General features: G+C 51.9%; 16 protein-coding genes, 1 tRNA gene and 1 pseudogene. 7 read left to right on the top strand and 11 right to left on the bottom strand.

Annotated elements, in window-relative coordinates; translation table 11 throughout:
- Window positions 1-89: pseudogene (locus OGY72_RS17315) on the bottom strand (DinI family protein); the annotation flags it as partial.
- A gap of 78 nt (window positions 90-167) precedes the next feature.
- On the opposite strand from OGY72_RS17315, the gene OGY72_RS17310 reads away from it, so the two are divergent.
- The gene (locus OGY72_RS17310) at window positions 168-557 is read left to right on the top strand and encodes a HumD family translesion DNA polymerase (RefSeq protein ID WP_191235002.1); all 390 of its coding nucleotides are present in this window, start codon (window positions 168-170) and stop codon (window positions 555-557) included.
- Window positions 558-604: 47 nt separating this feature from the next.
- Here the strand turns inward: OGY72_RS17310 and OGY72_RS24810 are convergent, their stop codons facing one another.
- The 4 genes from OGY72_RS24810 to OGY72_RS17295 all read right to left on the bottom strand — a co-directional run bounded on the left by OGY72_RS24810 (window position 605) and on the right by OGY72_RS17295 (window position 2,192).
- Window positions 605-721, bottom strand: a complete 117-nt coding sequence (locus OGY72_RS24810) for a YnaM/YnfT family protein (RefSeq protein ID WP_352446998.1) — start codon at window positions 719-721, stop codon at window positions 605-607.
- A 223-nt stretch (window positions 722-944) separates the two neighbouring features.
- Window positions 945-1,026 (bottom strand) — tRNA-Pro (locus OGY72_RS17305).
- Between the two features lie 47 nt (window positions 1,027-1,073).
- Window positions 1,074-1,337: a hypothetical protein gene (locus tag OGY72_RS17300; protein WP_128317703.1), complete on the bottom strand. Its 264-nt coding sequence runs from the start codon at window positions 1,335-1,337 to the stop codon at window positions 1,074-1,076.
- Between the two features lie 210 nt (window positions 1,338-1,547).
- A complete protein-coding gene (locus tag OGY72_RS17295; protein WP_257661566.1) occupies window positions 1,548-2,192 on the bottom strand; it encodes an SOS response-associated peptidase in 645 nt (214 codons plus the stop codon).
- A 408-nt stretch (window positions 2,193-2,600) separates the two neighbouring features.
- On the opposite strand from OGY72_RS17295, the gene pepN reads away from it, so the two are divergent.
- Window positions 2,601-5,213: an aminopeptidase N gene (gene pepN / locus OGY72_RS17290; protein ID WP_286548481.1), complete on the top strand. Its 2,613-nt coding sequence runs from the start codon at window positions 2,601-2,603 to the stop codon at window positions 5,211-5,213.
- A 71-nt stretch (window positions 5,214-5,284) separates the two neighbouring features.
- On the opposite strand, the gene ssuB is transcribed toward pepN, so the two are convergent.
- Genes ssuB through ssuE form a run of 5 tightly spaced genes read right to left on the bottom strand, consistent with a single transcriptional unit; the run spans window position 5,285 to window position 9,535 of the window.
- Window positions 5,285-6,052, bottom strand: a complete 768-nt coding sequence (gene ssuB, locus OGY72_RS17285; RefSeq protein WP_149384724.1) for an aliphatic sulfonates ABC transporter ATP-binding protein — start codon at window positions 6,050-6,052, stop codon at window positions 5,285-5,287.
- Entirely contained in the window at window positions 6,049-6,840 is a 792-nt protein-coding gene (gene ssuC / locus OGY72_RS17280) for an aliphatic sulfonate ABC transporter permease SsuC (protein ID WP_149384723.1), read from the bottom strand. The genes ssuB and ssuC overlap by 4 nt, the downstream gene beginning before the upstream one ends.
- 10 nt (window positions 6,841-6,850) lie before the next feature.
- Entirely contained in the window at window positions 6,851-7,996 is a 1,146-nt protein-coding gene (ssuD, locus tag OGY72_RS17275) for an FMNH2-dependent alkanesulfonate monooxygenase (protein ID WP_003831965.1), read from the bottom strand.
- Window positions 7,993-8,967 (bottom strand): sulfonate ABC transporter substrate-binding protein, encoded by a 975-nt coding sequence (locus tag OGY72_RS17270; protein ID WP_286548479.1) that lies wholly within the window; start codon window positions 8,965-8,967, stop codon window positions 7,993-7,995. The genes ssuD and OGY72_RS17270 overlap by 4 nt, the downstream gene beginning before the upstream one ends.
- Window positions 8,960-9,535 (bottom strand): NADPH-dependent FMN reductase, encoded by a 576-nt coding sequence (ssuE, locus tag OGY72_RS17265; protein WP_286548477.1) that lies wholly within the window; start codon window positions 9,533-9,535, stop codon window positions 8,960-8,962. The genes OGY72_RS17270 and ssuE overlap by 8 nt, the downstream gene beginning before the upstream one ends.
- 243 nt (window positions 9,536-9,778) lie before the next feature.
- On the opposite strand from ssuE, the gene pyrD reads away from it, so the two are divergent.
- Together pyrD and zapC are read left to right on the top strand one after the other, a co-directional pair.
- Window positions 9,779-10,789 carry a quinone-dependent dihydroorotate dehydrogenase gene (pyrD, locus tag OGY72_RS17260; protein ID WP_003831973.1) on the top strand — a complete coding sequence of 337 codons (1,011 nt, stop codon included), beginning with the start codon at window positions 9,779-9,781 and terminating at the stop codon, window positions 10,787-10,789.
- Window positions 10,790-10,954: 165 nt separating this feature from the next.
- Window positions 10,955-11,497, top strand: coding sequence for a cell division protein ZapC (zapC, locus tag OGY72_RS17255; RefSeq protein ID WP_286548475.1), 543 nt, complete (start codon window positions 10,955-10,957; stop codon window positions 11,495-11,497).
- Here the strand turns inward: zapC and OGY72_RS17250 are convergent.
- Complete coding sequence (locus tag OGY72_RS17250) at window positions 11,494-12,600, bottom strand: YcbX family protein (protein WP_286548471.1); 1,107 nt, start codon at window positions 12,598-12,600, stop codon at window positions 11,494-11,496. The two genes, zapC and OGY72_RS17250, sit on opposite strands and share 4 nt — an antisense overlap.
- Window positions 12,601-12,698: 98 nt before the next feature.
- On the opposite strand from OGY72_RS17250, the gene rlmKL reads away from it, so the two are divergent.
- From rlmKL to pqiA, 3 genes are read left to right on the top strand one after another with little or no spacing between them, the layout of a single operon-like run.
- Window positions 12,699-14,807, top strand: a complete 2,109-nt coding sequence (gene rlmKL, locus OGY72_RS17245) for a bifunctional 23S rRNA (guanine(2069)-N(7))-methyltransferase RlmK/23S rRNA (guanine(2445)-N(2))-methyltransferase RlmL (RefSeq protein WP_003831977.1) — start codon at window positions 12,699-12,701, stop codon at window positions 14,805-14,807.
- A gap of 12 nt (window positions 14,808-14,819) precedes the next feature.
- Window positions 14,820-16,727: an ABC transporter ATP-binding protein gene (locus OGY72_RS17240; RefSeq protein WP_003831978.1), complete on the top strand. Its 1,908-nt coding sequence runs from the start codon at window positions 14,820-14,822 to the stop codon at window positions 16,725-16,727.
- A gap of 15 nt (window positions 16,728-16,742) precedes the next feature.
- Complete coding sequence (gene pqiA / locus OGY72_RS17235) at window positions 16,743-17,996, top strand: membrane integrity-associated transporter subunit PqiA (protein ID WP_003831981.1); 1,254 nt, start codon at window positions 16,743-16,745, stop codon at window positions 17,994-17,996.
- Window positions 17,997-17,998 lie beyond the last annotated feature (2 nt).

The raw sequence follows: 17,998 nt of genomic DNA, 5'->3' as shown, positions 1-17,998 counted from the left end.
ACCCTCTTACTCAATTCGCCCAGGATGATATCTTTCGCACCGGGCAGACCATCAAAATTCCTTTTGTCATAAACGAGTTCCACGAACATTGCTCATTGCTCCTTTACTGGATGGATATACAGTATTTATACTGTGTTTTTATCCGGTATTCAAGAGAGGGCGTAAACATGGGCTTTCCTTCACCTGCGGCAGATTATGTTGAAACACGAATCTCCCTCGATCAGCAGCTAATCAGTCAGCCCGCAGCGACTTATTTCATGCGGGCATCGCGTTCACATTTCAGGGAAGGGATAATCCAGGGAGCGTTGCTTGTTGTGGATGCGTCACTTACTGCCTGCGATGGTTCACTGCTGATATGTGCAATCGACGGGGAATTCAGGATCAAGCGATATAGAACTCACCCTCAGCCCCACTTGGTTAATCTGGAGAACGGGAGAAGAGAGGCGCTGCCAGTAGATGATGACGGCTACAGTTCTGCACCCGCTATATTCGGGGTTATCACGTACATCATTAATGATGCCAGGAATGCGGAGTTTGATGACTGCCCGGTGATGTGAGCACATCACTGTTAAGTGAAGTATGAAGTGTGGTTACGTGGTTGAGGTTAATTATCATTTCTGTCTGGATTGTTAGACAAACCAATCCCTACTTTTACCGCAGCGAACAACATGATGCACAGAGTGGTAATCACGGCAAATACCAATGAGAGACTAGTAATCATAGGGCTTCTTAATGTCAGATGAATTCTATTGTCAGACAACTGTATAGAGAAAAGGTTCCTGGCAATTATCGTGCTTGCTACTCAAGAGGATATTACAATCCGATAGATCGTAGTTGGCTGGTGATCTGTCGATAGTTTCACCCCAATAATTCCCCGGAGTTTCCCCGTACAGAAAACAGACATAAAAAAACCAGCCGTAACAGGCTGGTTCTTAAAGGATTTTTGGTCGGCACGAGAGGATTTGAACCTCCGACCCCCGACACCCCATGACGGTGCGCAACCATTTCAATGGCAGCTATGTGCCAGGAGCGGACGTTATGAAAAGAGTAATGAGTAATTTCGAGTAGTGGCATTAGTACTCAAATGAAGCACCAGTCATAGCTTTTAAAAACTTACAAAGGTCATCCCCTGCATCCTCAATAGTATGAAAACTAACAGAGTCTACACATCCCGATTCACGCTCATTAAGACGCGCAATGAATAGCGGTGTTGGATCTTGTCCTGTTAGGCTTCTGAACCTGACAGCATCAACACGCCAGCGATACATTTCTCCATATCGCTGTACTCCCCTGATGCCTGTACTGGTGTTTTTCGTGGCTTTAATAGAAATTGGCATAACAGATTACCTATGAGCTGAAATGACAGCCATGGCTGCATAGTTGTCGTAGAATTTTACAGAAACTACTTAATCGCTACAGCTTTAATAACCATATTTATTGTCGCTAGCTGCTGTGATTTCATTCCACAGGAAATGGCCGCCCCTCGCTCAAAGCAGACGTTTTTCCTGCCGCATCGTACATTAACGCATAGTTTGTATTAACTCTGGTCATTGATTTTTCACATTCCCAACTGCACGCGTCACGGCATGCCATATAAATTTATCAGCCGGTACGGAACCATCGGCCGCAATTTCCGCAGCTTCTTTCCCTCCAACGTCCTGCCTCATCCATTCGCGAGCAGCATCTGGTGACAGTACCAGTGGCCGCCTGTCGTGAATATCTACCAGTCCTTTGTCTGCAGCAACCGTCACTATCAGGAATCCTTCTGCTTCATCTCCACGTTCGAATGGTGTGCTGCCGATTGCCGCCATGAATATCGGCTGGCCATCGGCTCGATGAATGAAGTAGGGCTGCTTTTTGTCACCTTCCTTTTTCCATTCATACCAGCCATCAGCAAAGCAAATTGCACGACCATGCTGCCAGAGTGGTTTAAACATTCTGCTGGTGGCCGCAGTTTCAGACCGTGCGTTAATGAGCGGCGGTTTATCCCACCAACCGGGGGCATATCCCCAGATAACTGGATCAAGATGCAACTGCTCATCACGTTCGCTAAGAAGCAGAACTTTTGTTCCTGGCGCTACGTTGAATCTTCCGATGGGTTCTGGATCGTATGGAATGTCGCGTTCTGATTCATCAGCGAGAAAGGCGAGGTAGTCTTCACGCGTCATTGACTGTGAAAAACGTCCACACATAGATACCTCCAGTCTTAAGACTGAAAGTATAGGCACTCAATGAATATCTGAGAAGCTAGAGCAATGACGTTTATGGGGCATGCTCGACGGAATTATATAGCTGATTTGTTCTGGAACATGGATGGTTCCTGGTGTTAGCTAAATTCAGTCATGGGGCATGGATGGGGCAAAAGTGGTCTGTGAAGTTCGTTAAAGTTCATTAACTCTGACTTTCATCGATCTCGCTCATCCCTTGTTTTATGCGCTCCTGGACGATCTTTATCGATTTTAAAAACTATGAGTACATATTATGAAAATGTAGCAAAAAGGGTGTTTGTGCCTGAAAAGATGAACATTCTGCGTAGCGCGATTTACGCAACAGGAATAGACTGAAGCCGAGACTCTATTAAAGATGCTAAAGGTTTTTTTATGACACAACAGCCACAAGCCAAATACCGTCACGACTATCGTGCGCCGGATTACCAGATTACTGATATTGACTTGACCTTTGACCTGGATGCTGAAAAAACCGTGGTCACCGCAGTGAGCCAGGCTGTCCGTCATGGCGCGTCCGATGTGCCCCTGCGCCTGAATGGCGAAGATCTGACCCTGGTGTCGATCCACGTGAACGACGAGCCGTGGACAGAGTATAAAGAAGAAGAGGGCGCTCTGGTCATTAGTCAGTTGCCGGAACGTTTTACGCTGCGTATCGTGAATGAAATTAGCCCGGCGGCCAATACCGCGCTGGAAGGGCTGTACAAGTCTGGCGACGCGCTGTGCACCCAGTGTGAAGCGGAAGGTTTCCGCCATATTACCTGGTATCTCGACAGGCCTGATGTCCTGGCGCGTTTTACCACCAAAATTATCGCCGATAAAACCCAATATCCGTTCCTGCTCTCCAACGGTAACCGTGTGGCGCAGGGCGAACTGGAAAATGGTCGTCACTGGGTACAGTGGCAGGATCCGTTCCCGAAACCGTGCTATTTGTTTGCGCTGGTGGCCGGTGATTTTGACGTCCTGCGCGACACTTTTACTACCCGTTCCGGGCGTGAAGTGGCGCTGGAACTTTACGTCGATCGCGGTAATCTGGATCGCGCGCTGTGGGCGATGACCTCGCTGAAAAACTCCATGAAATGGGATGAAGAGCGCTTTGGCCTCGAGTATGACCTCGACATCTATATGATTGTCGCCGTGGATTTCTTCAATATGGGCGCGATGGAGAATAAAGGTCTGAACATCTTTAACTCCAAATATGTGCTGGCACGTACCGATACCGCCACCGACAAAGACTACCTCGATATTGAGCGCGTTATCGGTCATGAGTATTTTCACAACTGGACCGGCAACCGTGTGACCTGCCGTGACTGGTTCCAGTTGAGCCTGAAAGAAGGCTTAACCGTGTTCCGCGATCAAGAGTTCAGTTCCGATCTCGGCTCACGCGCGGTAAACCGCATCAGCAATGTGCGCACCATGCGTGGTCTGCAGTTTGCTGAAGATGCCAGCCCGATGGCGCATCCTATCCGTCCGGATATGGTCATTGAAATGAACAACTTCTATACCCTGACCGTGTATGAAAAGGGCGCTGAAGTGATTCGTATGATCCACACCCTGCTCGGTGAGGCTAACTTCCAGAAAGGGATGCAACTGTACTTTGAGCGTCATGACGGCAGTGCTGCAACCTGTGATGATTTCGTGCAGGCGATGGAAGATGCTTCTAACGTTGATCTCTCCCATTTCCGCCGCTGGTACAGTCAGTCCGGTACGCCGATTCTGACCGTGCGTGATGACTACAATCCGTCAACTGAGCAGTACACGCTGACGATCAGCCAGCGCACGCCGGCCACGCCGGATCAGGCCGAAAAACAGCCGCTGCATATTCCTTTCGCCCTCGAGTTGTATGACAACGAAGGGAAAGTGATCCCGCTACAAAAAGGCGGGCACCCGGTGAATTCTGTACTCAACGTCACCCAGGCAGAGCAGACGTTTGTCTTTGATAACGTCTACTTCCAGCCGGTTCCGGCGCTGCTGTGCGAATTCTCCGCGCCGGTAAAACTGGAATACAAATGGAGCGATCAGCAGCTGACCTTCCTGATGCGTCATGCGCGTAACGATTTCTCTCGTTGGGACGCGGCGCAAAGCCTGCTGGCGACCTATATTAAGCTTAACGTTGCCCGTCATCAGCAGGGACAACCGCTGTCGCTGCCGGTACACGTGGCTGATGCATTCCGCGCAATTTTACTGGATGAGAAAATCGATCCGGCGCTGGCGGCAGAGATCCTGACGCTGCCTTCAGTAAATGAAATAGCTGAACTGTTCGACATCATCGATCCGGTGGCGATAACCGAAGTACGCGAAGCATTAACCCGCACGCTGGCGGCCGAACTGGCAGATGAATTCCTCGCCATCTATAACGCTAATCATCTTGATGAGTACCGCGTTGAGCATGCCGATATTGGCAAGCGTACGCTGCGTAACGCCTGCCTGCGTTTCCTGGCCTTTGGCGAAACCCATCTGGCTGACACGCTGGTAAGCAAGCAGTATCGTGAAGCGAACAATATGACCGATGCGCTGGCGGCGCTATCCGCGGCAGTAGCGGCGCAGCTGCCATGTCGCGACGCGCTAATGCAAGAGTATGATGATAAGTGGCATCATGACGGTCTGGTGATGGACAAATGGTTTATCCTGCAATCCACCAGCCCGGCGAAAAACGTGCTGGAAACCGTACGCGGCCTGCTGAAGCATCGCTCTTTCAGTATGAGTAACCCGAACCGAATCCGTTCGCTGATCGGTGCCTTTGCAGGTAGCAACCCGGCGGCATTCCATGCGGAAGATGGTAGTGGATATCAGTTCCTGGTCGACATGTTGACTGAGCTTAATAGTCGTAACCCGCAGGTGGCGTCACGTCTGATTGAGCCGCTGATTCGCTTAAAACGTTATGATGCAAAACGTCAGGCGAAAATGCGTGCGGCGCTGGAAAAGCTGAAAGGTCTGGAGAATCTCTCAGGCGATCTGTTCGAGAAGATCTCTAAAGCGTTAGCCTGATAATATTGCCGGATGGGTCCGGCCTACCATTCACGCGTAGGCCGGATAAGCGGTAGCGCCATCCGGCATTTTTAACCCTGCTTGCGTAACTGAACTTCATTGTCGCCACGCTGCATAACCCGGTTCAACACTTCCGCTTCCAGATCGGCTAACCGTCCCGATCCCAAACGGCGGGGGCGCTGAATATCCACCGTAAGATCCAGTCCGATTTTTCCGTCCTCAATCAGCAACACGCGATCGGCCATTGCCACCGCTTCACTGACGTCATGAGTGACCAGCAGTACGGTAAAGCCGTGCTCTTGCCATAAAGAGACGATCAGATCCTGCATTTCAAGGCGGGTTAGGGCATCCAGAGCGCCGAGGGGTTCATCCAGCAGCAGCAAACCGGGGCGATGAATTAATGCCCGTGCCAGGGCTACACGCTGTTTTTGTCCACCGGATAGCGCAGCCGGCCATTCGTGAGCACGACTCTCCAGCCCAACGGCGGCCAGCGCATCTCGGGCCGCATCGCGCCACTGACCTTTCAGACCCAGGCCCACATTATCGATAACCGTCTTCCATGGCAGCAGACGCGCATCCTGGAACATCATACGCGTATCATCCTGAATTTCCGCCAGTGGGGTGGTTCCGGCAAGTAATGCGCCTGAGGTCGGCGATTCCAGCCCTGCCAGCAGACGCAGCAACGTACTTTTACCACCGCCGCTGCGGCCAACCACGGCAACAAACTGTCCGGCCGGAATATGCAAATCTAACTGATTGAGCACCGTATTGGCGGCGTATTGTTTTGTCACGGCGCTCAGCAATAGCGGCGTACCCTGGTTCAAGCGAGCGGTATTCATACGGTAGCCTCCTTTACATGGTAAGCCGGGTGCCAGCGTAGCCAGACTCGCTCCAGCAATTGGGCGCTGACGTCGGCAAGTTTGCCGAGCAAGGCGTAGAGAATAATGGCCACCACGACCACATCGGTTTGCAGAAATTCGCGGGCGTTCATCGCCAGGTAACCAATACCAGCATTGGCAGAAATGGTTTCTGCCACAATCAGCGTCAGCCACATCAGACCGAGAGCAAAACGTACGCCGACCATAATCGAGGGCAGGGCGCCGGGGAGGATCACATGAACAAACAGTGAAAAGCCGGATAATCCATAGCTGCGCGCCATTTCTACCAGTGCACGATCGATACTACGAATCCCATGCCAGGTGTTGATGTAAATCGGGAACAGCGTGCCCAACGCAACGAGAAAGATCTTGGCGGATTCATCAATGCCGAACCACAGAATCACCAGCGGGATCAGCGCCAGATGCGGTACGTTACGCAGCATCTGCACTGAGGTATCCAGCAGACGTTCTCCCCAACGCGAAAGACCGCTGATCAGTCCCAGCGTCAGGCCAATCGATCCACCGATGGAGAATCCGATTAGCGCGCGCCAGGAACTGATGGCCAGATGCTGCCAAAGCTCGCCGCTGGCGGAAAGCGTCCAGAAGGCTTCGATAACACCCTCCGGAGAGGGCAGGATGCGAGTGGACAGCCAGCCCATTGAAGATGCGAGCTGCCAGAGCGCCACCAGACCTACCGGTAAAAACCAGGGCGCGAGGCGTAATAACCATCTGTTTTTCGGCGTTGCCATTAGCCGCTCCTTAGCTTTGCGCGACTTTGCGCGGGATAAATTCGTTTGCTACCGCTTCACCTTGTTGTTGCAGGTATTGCGGCTGCGGAATTTCCGGTATAGCAACATCCAGATGCGGGAACAGCAGCTCGCCAACCTTGTATGCCTCTTCCAAATGTGGGTATCCGGACAACACAAAGCTGTCGATTCCCAGCGCGGCATACTCGTTGATACGCGCCGCGACAGTCGGACCATCTCCGACCAGCGCGGTACCCGCGCCACCGCGTACCAGTCCAACGCCTGCCCACAGGTTCGGACTAATTTCCAATTTGTCGCGTTTACCATTGTGCAGTGCAGCCATTCGCTGCTGACCAACCGAATCCGTTCTTGAGAAGGCGTCCTGGGCTTTGGCAATGGTGTCGTCATCCAGGTGGGCTATCAGACGATCCGCTGCCTGCCACGCCTCGTGGGTTGTCTCCCGTACGATCACATGCAGACGAATACCAAAGCGGATCTTGCGCCCGAGCGCCGCTGCTTTGGCCCGCACCTGTTCAATCTTCGCTTTCACCTGTTCCGGCGGCTCGCCCCAGGTCAGATAGAGATCAACCTGCTCGGCAGCAAGGTCTTGTGCGACATCAGACGAGCCGCCGAAATAAAGCGGTGGCCGGGGTTGTTGTACGGGAGGGAAAAGCAGCTTCGCGCCGCGGACATGAATATGTTTGCCGTTGAAATCCACCGTTTCACCTTGCAGCAAGCGCCGCCAGACCTGAGTAAATTCAGCAGAGGCTTCATATCGTTCTGTGTGATCGAGGAACACACCGTCACCTGCCAGCTCCTGTGGATCGCTGCCGGTCACCAGGTTAAATAACGCCCGGCCATTTGAGAGTCTGTCGAGCGTCGCAGCCTGACGTGCGGCAACCGTTGGCGAGGTGACGCTTGGGCGCAGCGCGACCAGAAACTTTAATCTCTGGGTGACCGGGATCATCGAAGCGGCGACCAGCCAGGCATCTTCGCAAGAGCGACCGGTTGGGATCAGGACGCCGGTAAATCCAAGACGATCGGCCGTTTGCGCGATTAGTTGCAGATAACTGTGATCGACCGGGCGCGAACCTTCTTCCGTTCCAAGATAATGACCGTCACCGTGGGTGGGTAAAAACCAGAACATATTCAGACTCATAATTTTTCTCCTGCCTGCTGGGTGGGTTGCCAGATACGCTGGCGAATATCGATTTTTTTCGGCACCAAACGGTTGTCATAAAACAAATCGGCGGTTTGTTGTTGCAGGGCAGCAACGGAGGCGTTGACTGGCACAATGGTGGTTGGCGGACGGTGATCCAGATAAGACGCAATCACCGGTTCGGGCAGCCCCATGGTTTTGGCCAGCAGGGTAATGCTTTGCTGGCGCTGGTTGAGCGTTAACGCATCGGCCTGGCTAAAGGTATCCAGTACGCCAAGTACAAAAGCGCTATTTTTCTCGGCATAAGGACGGGCGGCGAGATAAAACGAACCGGTTTGCTTGAGGTCTGAGCCGTCCTTCAGTACGCGTACATCACCTTGCAGTAACGCGGCGGAATAATAGGGATCCCAGATAGCCCACGCATCAACGTTCCCTTGCTGAAAGGCCGCTCGCGCATCGGCGGGAGTCAGATACGTCGGTTGAATATCGGTAAATTTCAGTCCGGCCTGTTGCAGCGCCCGGAGCAGTAAATTGTGGGCGCTGGAGCCTTTCTGGAAGGCGACTTTATGTCCTTTAAGCTGCGCGACGCTCTGAATTGGGCTATTTTTTGGCACCAGAATCACTTCGGCTTTCGGTTTGGGCGGCTCGACGCCCACGTAAACCAGATCGGCCCCGGCTGCCTGGGCGAAAATCGGCGGAATGTCACCGGTACTGCCGAGATCGATACTGCCGATATTGAGTGCTTCCAGCATTTGCGGTCCAGCCGGGAATTCGACCCACGAGATTTTAGTCTGCGGATAGCGTTTCTCGAGTAGCTGATGGCTTTTGGCCAGCACCATACTGACGCTTCCTTTCTGGTAACCAATACGCATAGCATCGGGGGCCGATTCTGCGGCATGCCCCAGAGTTGACAGCGACAACAACCCGGTCAGTGCCAGCCATGACGTGTGACGCCTGAGAAAATCAAGCATGAGCGGCACCTCGCAGGGTGTTCAGTTGAGGAAGTTGGACATCGCGACGATGCAACGCCAGCCAGAAGGTATCGAGCGCACTGTCCAGACGCTGCTGAAGGTTGGGCGTAAACTGAGGTTTATGTTGATAATCAATTACCTGTGAATCATCAGCAAACACACCGTGCAGGATCTCCTGGGCCTTTAATGCGCTCAGTACCGGTTTCAGCGCGTAATCGACGGCAAGTAAATGCGCCACGCTGCCGCCGGTCGCCAGCGGCAAAACCACTTTCCCTTCCAGCGCCCGCTCGGGGAGTAGATCGAGCAGGGTTTTCAGGGCGCCAGAGTAAGCGGCTTTATAGACTGGTGTTGCGACAATCAGCCCGTCTGCATCCTGCAATTGTTCGATAAATGTGTTCAGCGCTGGACTGTCGAAACGAGCATAGATCAGGTCTTCCGGGGAAAAATTGTGTAGGTTCCAGTGAAAGACTTCGACATTCTGACCGTGAAGTTTTTCTCGGGCATATTCCAGTAACGCACTGGATCGAGAGGGAAAGCGAGGGCTCCCCGCCAGAGTGATGACGCGCATAATTTCATTCTCCCCTTATAACTAATTGTTTGCTTTTTGTTAACATCGATAACAATTTGAGCAGTCTGGCAGAGAGATTTTGTTTATCGAAATGATTTATACGGGATAGAAAAGTTGGAAATTGAATAAAAAGGCAGAGGCGAGGAAAACGATTGCTATTTATTGCCGCAGGTCAATTCCCTTTTTGCTCGCGATCGCACATAATACGCCCCCGGTTTGCACACCGGGAATCCAGGAGAGTTCATGTACTACCCCTTCGTTCGTAAAGCCCTTTTTCAGCTCGATCCAGAGCGCGCTCATGAATTGACATTCCAGCAATTACGTCGTATTACCGGCACGCCGCTTGAAGCGCTTGTGCGCCAGAAAGTACCGGCAAAACCGGTCACCTGTATGGGGTTGACGTTCAAAAATCCGCTCGGGCTTGCTGCCGGACTGGATAAAGACGGGGAGTGCATTGATGCGCTCGGCGCTATGGGATTTGGTTCCATTGAGATTGGTACCGTGACGCCACGCCCTCAGCCGGGTAACGATAAACCGCGTCTGTTCCGTCTGGTCGATGCAGAAGGTCTGATCAACCGCATGGGGTTTAATAACCACGGGGTTGATAACCTGGTTGAGAACGTTAAAAAATCGCATTTTGACGGTATTCTGGGTATTAATATTGGTAAGAACAAAGATACCCCAGTAGAGAACGGCAAAGATGACTATCTGATTTGTATGGAAAAAGTCTATGCTTATGCTGGTTATATCGCGATTAATATATCTTCACCGAATACGCCGGGATTACGTACGCTGCAATACGGCGAAGCGCTGGACGATCTCCTGACGGCAATTAAAAATAAGCAAAACGATCTGCAAGCGATCCACCATAAATATGTTCCGGTGGCGGTAAAGATCGCGCCGGATCTTTCTGTGGAAGAACTGATCCAGGTCGCCGATAGTTTAGTTCGTCATAATATTGATGGCGTAATTGCGACTAACACCACCCTCGATCGTTCTCTTGTTCAGGGAATGAAAAATTGCGATCAAATGGGTGGTCTGAGCGGTCGACCGTTACAATTAAAAAGTACAGAAATTATTCGCCAGTTGTCTCAGGAATTAAAAGGTCAGCTGCCGATTATTGGCGTTGGTGGTATCGACTCGGTGATTGCTGCACGTGAGAAAATAGCTGCTGGTGCAACCCTCGTACAGATTTATTCGGGCTTTATTTTTAAAGGTCCGCCGTTGATAAAAGAAATCGTCAGCAATATCTGAATGCTACCTTAATCACAAACCAGGGCTTTATTTCTAGCCCTGGTTGTTTTATATTCCTTTACTGTTGCTTATTTAAACATTCTGAGCTTTTATTATTAGGGCAATAAACGAAGCGGCAAAAGGATACTGTCGTAACGGTGATGATTAAGGAAAGGAGAGAAACTGATGCGAATTAAACCCGACGATAACTGGCGCTGGTATTATGATGAAGAGCACGATCGTATGATGCTCGATTTAGCCAATGGCATGTTATTCCGTTCGCGTTTTGCTCGTAAAATGCTCACTCCTGATGCATTTTCTCCGTCTGGTTTTTGTGTTGATGACGCCGCGCTTTATTTTTCCTTTGAAGAAAAATGTCGCTACCTGGATTTAGCCAAAGAACAAAAAGCGGAACTGGTGCTTAATGCGCTGGTGGCGATTCGTTATCTCAAACCGCAAATGCCAAAAAGCTGGCACTTTGTCGCACACGGTATTAACTGGTCGCCGGTCGTGGGTGACGCAGCCTGTGTTGATTTAAGCGATACCGATGAACAGGTAAACCTGTTAGTGGTTGAGCCGGGTAAAAACGCCGCGCTTTGCCTGCTTGCGCAACCTGGCGTGGTTATCGCCGGGCGTACGATGCAGCTTGGCGATGCGATTAAAATAATGAATGACAGACTGAAACCGCAGGCCGTTGTTGACAGTTTCAGCCTTGAACAGGCGGTTTAGCTCTCCAGCCTGATTGCCGTTTTGGGAACACAGCTACAGCACAGAATCGTTCCGTCGTCCCCCATCGCTGATTTCTTCAACGGGCTAACTTCGCCTTCTACCAGTCGAATTCGACAGCATCCGCAAATGCCTGCCCGGCATGAATAGGGAACCCGGATACCCTGGTTCTCCAACTGCTCAAGCAATACCTGCTGATTATTTCCGTGAAAGGTCTGTCCCTGCCAGTCAATAAGCACCGTGGCATCAGGTTGTTGTTCGGGTGTAGTTTCGTCTGATTCAGCCGCGCCGTACGCTCTGGCGGGGCCGGTTGCCAAAATTTCTACCTCATCGCCGACGCGAATAACGCCACTGTTACGCGCGATAAGATTCTGACCGAAATCGACATCGCCGTTATCTACCGCAGTACGGAAGGTTTGCAATGTGGCAAGCGGTTCACCGGATGGATGTTTCTGGCCTTTTTCCGGGCTAACTGTCGTGAAAATACAGCGGCTACAGGGTTTTGCTACATCAAAAATGACGTCGCCAATACGAATCACTTTCCAGGTATCTTCTTCCCAGGCACCTGCTCCCGAAACCACTATATTGGGGCGAAACTGTTCCATTTTGACGCTTGCCGGACAGCGCTGTTGCAGATCGCGCAGGGATGCTTCGTTGGCCAGCAGATAGGGATAACCATCAGCGAAGGATAAAGGAACATCAACATGGCGTTTTACACGGCGCGTCAGCTGCGGGCCGACCCAGCGTAACTGCACTTCACGGGAGAAAAAGCCGCTAAGCCACTGGTTGATAGCCGCTGGCGCAACACGCGCGGTAAAATGGTTTCCCCATACTTCTGTTGGTGCATCCTGAGGAGCGAAATCGGCAAATCGTACGAGCGCACTGCTGCCGTCTGGCGCCGTAAGATGCAGCCCATCGTGGAATGGGGAAGGCGTAAAACGGACCATTTGTGGGAACTGGCGGGCGGTTATGAATGTTCCGTCAGGTTCAGTGATCATAAATATGCGATCAAAGGCGAGACCGCTAATATCTGCCAGGGCATGCGTAAGCCCAATGCCGCGCATTGATTTAACCGGATGAATAAAAAGTCGGGTTAACGTGACCACTGTACAGCCCCTCGAATGAAAATAAGCCTTCAACTTTATGACATACAGCCCATATTAGCTATAATGCGCAGCAATTTTCTCGGAGTAAAAGTGACATTATGAATTCTCTGTTTGCCAGTACGGCCCGCGGGCTGGAAGAGCTGTTAAAAACTGAACTGGAAAACCTCGGCGCGCTGGAGTGTCAGGTCGTTCAGGGTGGGGTCCATTTTAAGGGCGACACGCGGCTTGTTTACCAGAGCCTGATGTGGAGCCGCCTGGCCTCGCGCATTATCCTGCCGATGGGAGAGTGCAAGGTCTACAGCGATCTTGATCTGTACCTCGGCGTTCAGGCAATCGACTGGACAGAGATATTTAACCCTGGTGCTACGTTTGCCGTCCATTTTAGCGGACTGAACGAGACCATTCGTAACAGCCAGTACGGCGCGCTGAAGGTCAAGGATGCGATTGTCGATGCCTTTACCCGCAAAAATATGCCGCGTCCGAATGTGGATCGTGAATCTCCGGATCTGCGCATCAACGTCTGGTTGAACAAGGATACTGCCAGCATTGCGCTCGATCTGAGCGGTGACGGTTTGCATCAGCGTGGCTATCGCGATCGCGCGGGTCAGGCACCGATTAAAGAGACGCTGGCCGCGGCAATTGTTATGCGTTCTGGCTGGCAGCCGGGAACCCCGTTACTCGATCCGATGTGTGGTTCCGGCACGCTGCTGATTGAAGCGGCAATGTGGGCGACCGATCGCGCGCCGGGTCTGCACCGTGGATACTGGGGCTTCAGCGGTTGGGCGCAACACGACGAAGCCGTCTGGCAAGAAGTTAAAGCCGAAGCGCAGGTGCGTGCGCGTAAGGGACTGGCTGACTATACCTCGCATTTTTATGGATCCGATAGCGATGCGCGCGTGATTGAAAAAGCGCGTAGTAATGCTCGCCGCGCCGGTATCGCCGATCTGATGACGTTTGACGTGAAAGATGTCGCCAAATTGAGCAATCCGCTGCCGAAAGGACCGTATGGGACAGTTATCAGTAACCCGCCTTACGGCGAACGTCTGGATAGCGAACCGGCGCTGATTGCCCTGCACAGCCTGCTGGGCCGTACGATGAAAAACCAGTTTGGCGGCTGGAATTTGTCGCTGTTCAGCGCCTCGCCGGATCTGCTTAGCAGCCTGCAATTACGTGCCGACAAGCAGTTCAAAGCGAAAAACGGCCCGCTGGATTGTGTGCAGAAGAATTATCACGTTGCAGAGACCACTGCGGACAGCAAGCCTGCCACGGTAGCGGAAGATTATGCCAACCGCCTGCGCAAGAATATTAAGAAGCTGGAAAAATGGGCGCGTCAGGAAGGAATTGAATGTTATCGCCTGTATGACGCTGACCTGCCGGAATACAACGTTGCAGTAGATCGTTACGGTGATTGGGTCGTGGTTCAGGAATACGCCCCGCCGAAGACGGTTGATGCGCAAAAAGCACGTCAACGCCTGTTCGACATCATTGCCGCCACGCTGTCAGTACTGGAAATCGCGCCAAACAAACTGGTGCTGAAAACCCGTGAGCGACAGAAAGGCAAGAATCAGTATCAGAAGATGAATGAGAAGGGTGAATTCATTGAGGTAAGCGAGTACAACGCGCGCCTGTGGGTGAACCTGACTGACTACCTTGATACGGGTTTATTCCTCGACCACCGTATTGCGCGCCGCATGCTGGGGCAGATGAGTAAAGGTAAGGACTTCCTCAACCTGTTTTCCTATACCGGAAGCGCCAGCGTACATGCAGGATTGGGCGGTGCGCGTAGTACTACGACGGTCGATATGTCGCGTACCTATCTGGAATGGGCGGAACGCAACTTGCGTCTGAACGGCCTGAGCGGTCGCGCTCACCGTTTAATTCAGGCCGATTGCCTGGGCTGGCTGCGTGATGCGAATGAACAGTTTGATCTGATTTTCATCGATCCGCCGACGTTCTCTAACTCAAAACGTATGGAAGATTCGTTTGATGTGCAGCGCGATCATCTGGCGCTGATGAAAGATCTGAAACGTCTGCTGCGTAAAGACGGCACGATCATGTTCTCCAACAACAAACGTGGGTTCCGTATGGATCTCGACGGTTTGGCTGAACTGGGATTGAAAGCACAAGAAATTACCCAAAAAACGCTTTCCCAGGATTTTGCCCGTAACCGTCAGATCCACAATTGCTGGCTGATTACCGCAGCCTGAAAGGATAAATAAATGTCATTGATCAGTATGCATGGTGCATGGCTGTCGTTCAGCGATGCGCCGCTTCTTGATAATGCAGAACTGCATATCGAAGATAACGAACGCGTCTGTCTGGTTGGCCGTAACGGCGCAGGTAAATCGACGCTGATGAAGATCCTGAACCGTGAGCAGGGGCTTGACGACGGGCGTATCATTTATGAGCAGGATCTGGTTGTGGCGCGTCTGCAACAGGATCCGCCGCGTAATGTTGAGGGCAGCGTGTATGATTTCGTTGCCGAGGGTATCGAAGAGCAGGCCGAGTATCTCAAGCGTTATCACGATATTTCGCGTCTGGTGATGACTGATCCGAGCGACAGAAATCTGAATGAGATGGCGCGGGTTCAGGAAATGCTCGATCATCACAATCTGTGGCAGCTCGAAAGCCGTATTAATGAAGTGCTGGAGCAGTTGGGGCTGGATCCAAACGCCGCACTTTCTTCGCTTTCAGGCGGTTGGCTGCGTAAAGCGGCGCTGGGCCGCGCGTTAGTGAGTAATCCGCGTGTACTGCTGCTGGATGAACCAACAAACCACCTGGATATTGAAACCATCGACTGGCTGGAAGGGTTCCTGAAATCCTTCAATGGGACAATCATCTTCATTTCCCATGACCGTTCATTTATACGCAATATGGCGACACGTATCGTCGACCTCGATCGTGGCAAGCTGGTGACTTATCCGGGGAATTACGATCAGTATCTGCTGGAGAAAGAAGAAGCGCTGCGCGTAGAAGAGTTACAAAATGCAGAGTTTGATCGCAAGCTGGCGCAGGAAGAGGTCTGGATCCGTCAGGGGATCAAAGCGCGCCGTACCCGCAACGAAGGCCGCGTGCGCGCACTGAAAGCCATGCGTCGCGAGCGTGGCGAACGCCGCGAAGTGATGGGTACGGCGAAGATGCAGGTCGAAGAGGCGAGCCGTTCAGGCAAGATTGTTTTCGAAATGGAGAACGTGGATTACCAGGTTGATGGAAAGCAGCTGGTAAAAGATTTCTCCGCACAGGTACAACGTAGCGACAAAATTGCGCTAATCGGACCGAACGGCTGCGGCAAAACAACGCTGCTGAAGTTGATGTTAGGCCAGCTTCAGGCTGACAGTGGACGCATTCACGTCGGCACCAAGCTGGAAGTGGCCTATTTCGATCAGCACCGCGCCGAACTGGATCCAGATAAAACCGTGATGGACAACCTGGCTGAAGGTAAGCAAGAGGTGATGGTTAACGGTAAACCTCGCCATGTGCTGGGTTATCTGCAGGATTTCCTGTTCCATCCGAAACGCGCGATGACGCCAGTGCGTGCGCTTTCTGGTGGGGAACGAAATCGCCTGCTGTTGGCGCGTCTTTTTCTGAAACCCAGCAATCTTTTGATTCTCGATGAACCAACGAACGATCTTGACGTCGAAACGCTGGAACTGCTCGAAGAACTAATTGATAGCTATCAGGGGACTGTACTGCTGGTAAGCCACGACCGTCAGTTTGTGGATAATACTGTAACTGAATGCTGGATCTTCGAAGGCGGCGGTAAAATTGGTCGTTATGTCGGTGGTTATCATGATGCGCGCAGCCAGCAATCTCAGTATGTGGCGTTTAAACAACCGGTCACGAAAAAAACAGAGGAAGCCGTTGCTCCTAAAGCAGAAATTGTCAAACGTGGCACGAGCAAACTAAGCTATAAACTGCAGCGCGAACTCGAGCAACTCCCCGCGCAGCTTGAAGAACTGGAAGCTAAACTGGAAAGGCTACAAGCGCAGGTTGCTGACGCCGCTTTTTTCAGTCAGCCACATGAGCAAACACAACAGGTATTAGCTAGTCTGAACGAAGCGGAACAAGAACTTGAGCAAGCCTTTGAGCGCTGGGAGTATCTTGAGTCTTTGAAGAACGGCGCATAATTTAAAGGAGCACATATGTGCGAACATCACCATGCCGCGAAGCATATTTTGTGCTCGCAGTGTGACATGCTGGTGGCGTTACCTCGCCTTGAGCATGGTCAGAAAGCGGCATGTCCACGATGTGGCACTACGTTAACGGTGGAGTGGGACGCGCCGCGGCAGCGTCCTACCGCCTATGTTTTAGCAGCATTATTCATGCTGCTTCTGTCAAACCTCTTCCCCTTTGTGAATATGAACGTTGCAGGGGTGAGCAGCGAAGTCACGTTGCTGGAGATCCCCAGCGTTCTCTTTTCTGAAGACTACGCCAGTCTCGGCACCTTCTTTTTATTATTCGTGCAGTTGGTCCCCGCGTTTTGCCTGCTGACTATCCTGCTGCTGGTGAATCGGGTGCAGATGCCCGCAAGACTTAAGGCGGGTCTTGCACGCGTCCTGTTCCAGTTAAAAAGCTGGGGGATGGCGGAAATCTTCCTCGCCGGCGTGCTGGTCAGCTTCGTTAAGCTCATGGCTTACGGCGATATCGGCGTGGGCAGCAGCTTTATTCCGTGGTGCTTCTTTTGCGTTTTGCAACTGCGCGCATTCCAGTGCGTTGACCGTCGCTGGCTGTGGGATGATATTGCGCCAATGCCAGTGATTAAGCAGGAGTTAAAACCTGGTGTACCCGGCATTCGACAGGGACTGCGTTCCTGCTCTTGCTGCACTGCGATACTTCCCGCTAATGAACGGGTGTGTCCGCGCTGCCAGACGAAAGGCTATGTGCGGCGTAAAAACAGTCTGCAATGGACGTTGGCATTACTGTTTACGTCAATCATGCTTTATCTTCCTGCCAATATTTTGCCGATTATGATTACCGATCTGCTCGGGTCAAAGCTGCCATCAACGATACTTGAGGGGGTGGTTTTAATCTGGAGCGAAGGCTCTTATCCGGTGGCTGCGGTTATTTTTATCGCCAGTATTATGGTGCCGACGTTGAAAATGATCGCCATTGCCTGGCTATGCTGGGATGCCAAAGGGCACGGCAAACGCGACAGCGAACGTATGCACCTGATTTATGAAGTTGTGGAATTTGTCGGTCGCTGGTCAATGATCGACGTCTTTGTGATTGCGGTACTCTCTGCGCTGGTGCGCATGGGAGGGTTAATGAACATTTATCCTGCAATGGGTGCTTTGATGTTTGCTTTAGTCGTCATTATGACAATGTTTTCTGCGATGACATTTGATCCGCGTCTGTCGTGGGACCGTGAACCAGAACCAGGCCATGAGGAGTCCTGACA

Origin of the sequence: Citrobacter sp. Cpo221 (genome assembly GCF_030332345.1) — a bacterium.
GTDB classification, from domain to species: Bacteria; Pseudomonadota; Gammaproteobacteria; order Enterobacterales; family Enterobacteriaceae; genus Citrobacter; species Citrobacter portucalensis.
This window is presented reverse-complemented; position numbering and strand designations above follow the sequence as displayed.

Bases quoted from the DNA above. Each gene is read 5' to 3' on its own strand.
- OGY72_RS17310 (WP_191235002.1), top strand. From the start codon at position 168: ATGGGCTTTCCTTCACCTGCGGCAGATTATGTTGAAACACGAATCTCC.
- OGY72_RS24810 (WP_352446998.1), bottom strand. From the start codon at position 721: ATGATTACTAGTCTCTCATTGGTATTTGCCGTGATTACCACTCTGTGC.
- OGY72_RS17300 (WP_128317703.1), bottom strand. From the start codon at position 1,337: ATGCCAATTTCTATTAAAGCCACGAAAAACACCAGTACAGGCATCAGG.
- OGY72_RS17295 (WP_257661566.1), bottom strand. From the start codon at position 2,192: ATGTGTGGACGTTTTTCACAGTCAATGACGCGTGAAGACTACCTCGCC.
- pepN (WP_286548481.1), top strand. From the start codon at position 2,601: ATGACACAACAGCCACAAGCCAAATACCGTCACGACTATCGTGCGCCG.
- ssuB (WP_149384724.1), bottom strand. From the start codon at position 6,052: ATGAATACCGCTCGCTTGAACCAGGGTACGCCGCTATTGCTGAGCGCC.
- ssuC (WP_149384723.1), bottom strand. From the start codon at position 6,840: ATGGCAACGCCGAAAAACAGATGGTTATTACGCCTCGCGCCCTGGTTT.
- ssuD (WP_003831965.1), bottom strand. From the start codon at position 7,996: ATGAGTCTGAATATGTTCTGGTTTTTACCCACCCACGGTGACGGTCAT.
- OGY72_RS17270 (WP_286548479.1), bottom strand. From the start codon at position 8,967: ATGCTTGATTTTCTCAGGCGTCACACGTCATGGCTGGCACTGACCGGG.
- ssuE (WP_286548477.1), bottom strand. From the start codon at position 9,535: ATGCGCGTCATCACTCTGGCGGGGAGCCCTCGCTTTCCCTCTCGATCC.
- pyrD (WP_003831973.1), top strand. From the start codon at position 9,779: ATGTACTACCCCTTCGTTCGTAAAGCCCTTTTTCAGCTCGATCCAGAG.
- zapC (WP_286548475.1), top strand. From the start codon at position 10,955: ATGCGAATTAAACCCGACGATAACTGGCGCTGGTATTATGATGAAGAG.
- rlmKL (WP_003831977.1), top strand. From the start codon at position 12,699: ATGAATTCTCTGTTTGCCAGTACGGCCCGCGGGCTGGAAGAGCTGTTA.
- OGY72_RS17240 (WP_003831978.1), top strand. From the start codon at position 14,820: ATGTCATTGATCAGTATGCATGGTGCATGGCTGTCGTTCAGCGATGCG.
- pqiA (WP_003831981.1), top strand. From the start codon at position 16,743: ATGTGCGAACATCACCATGCCGCGAAGCATATTTTGTGCTCGCAGTGT.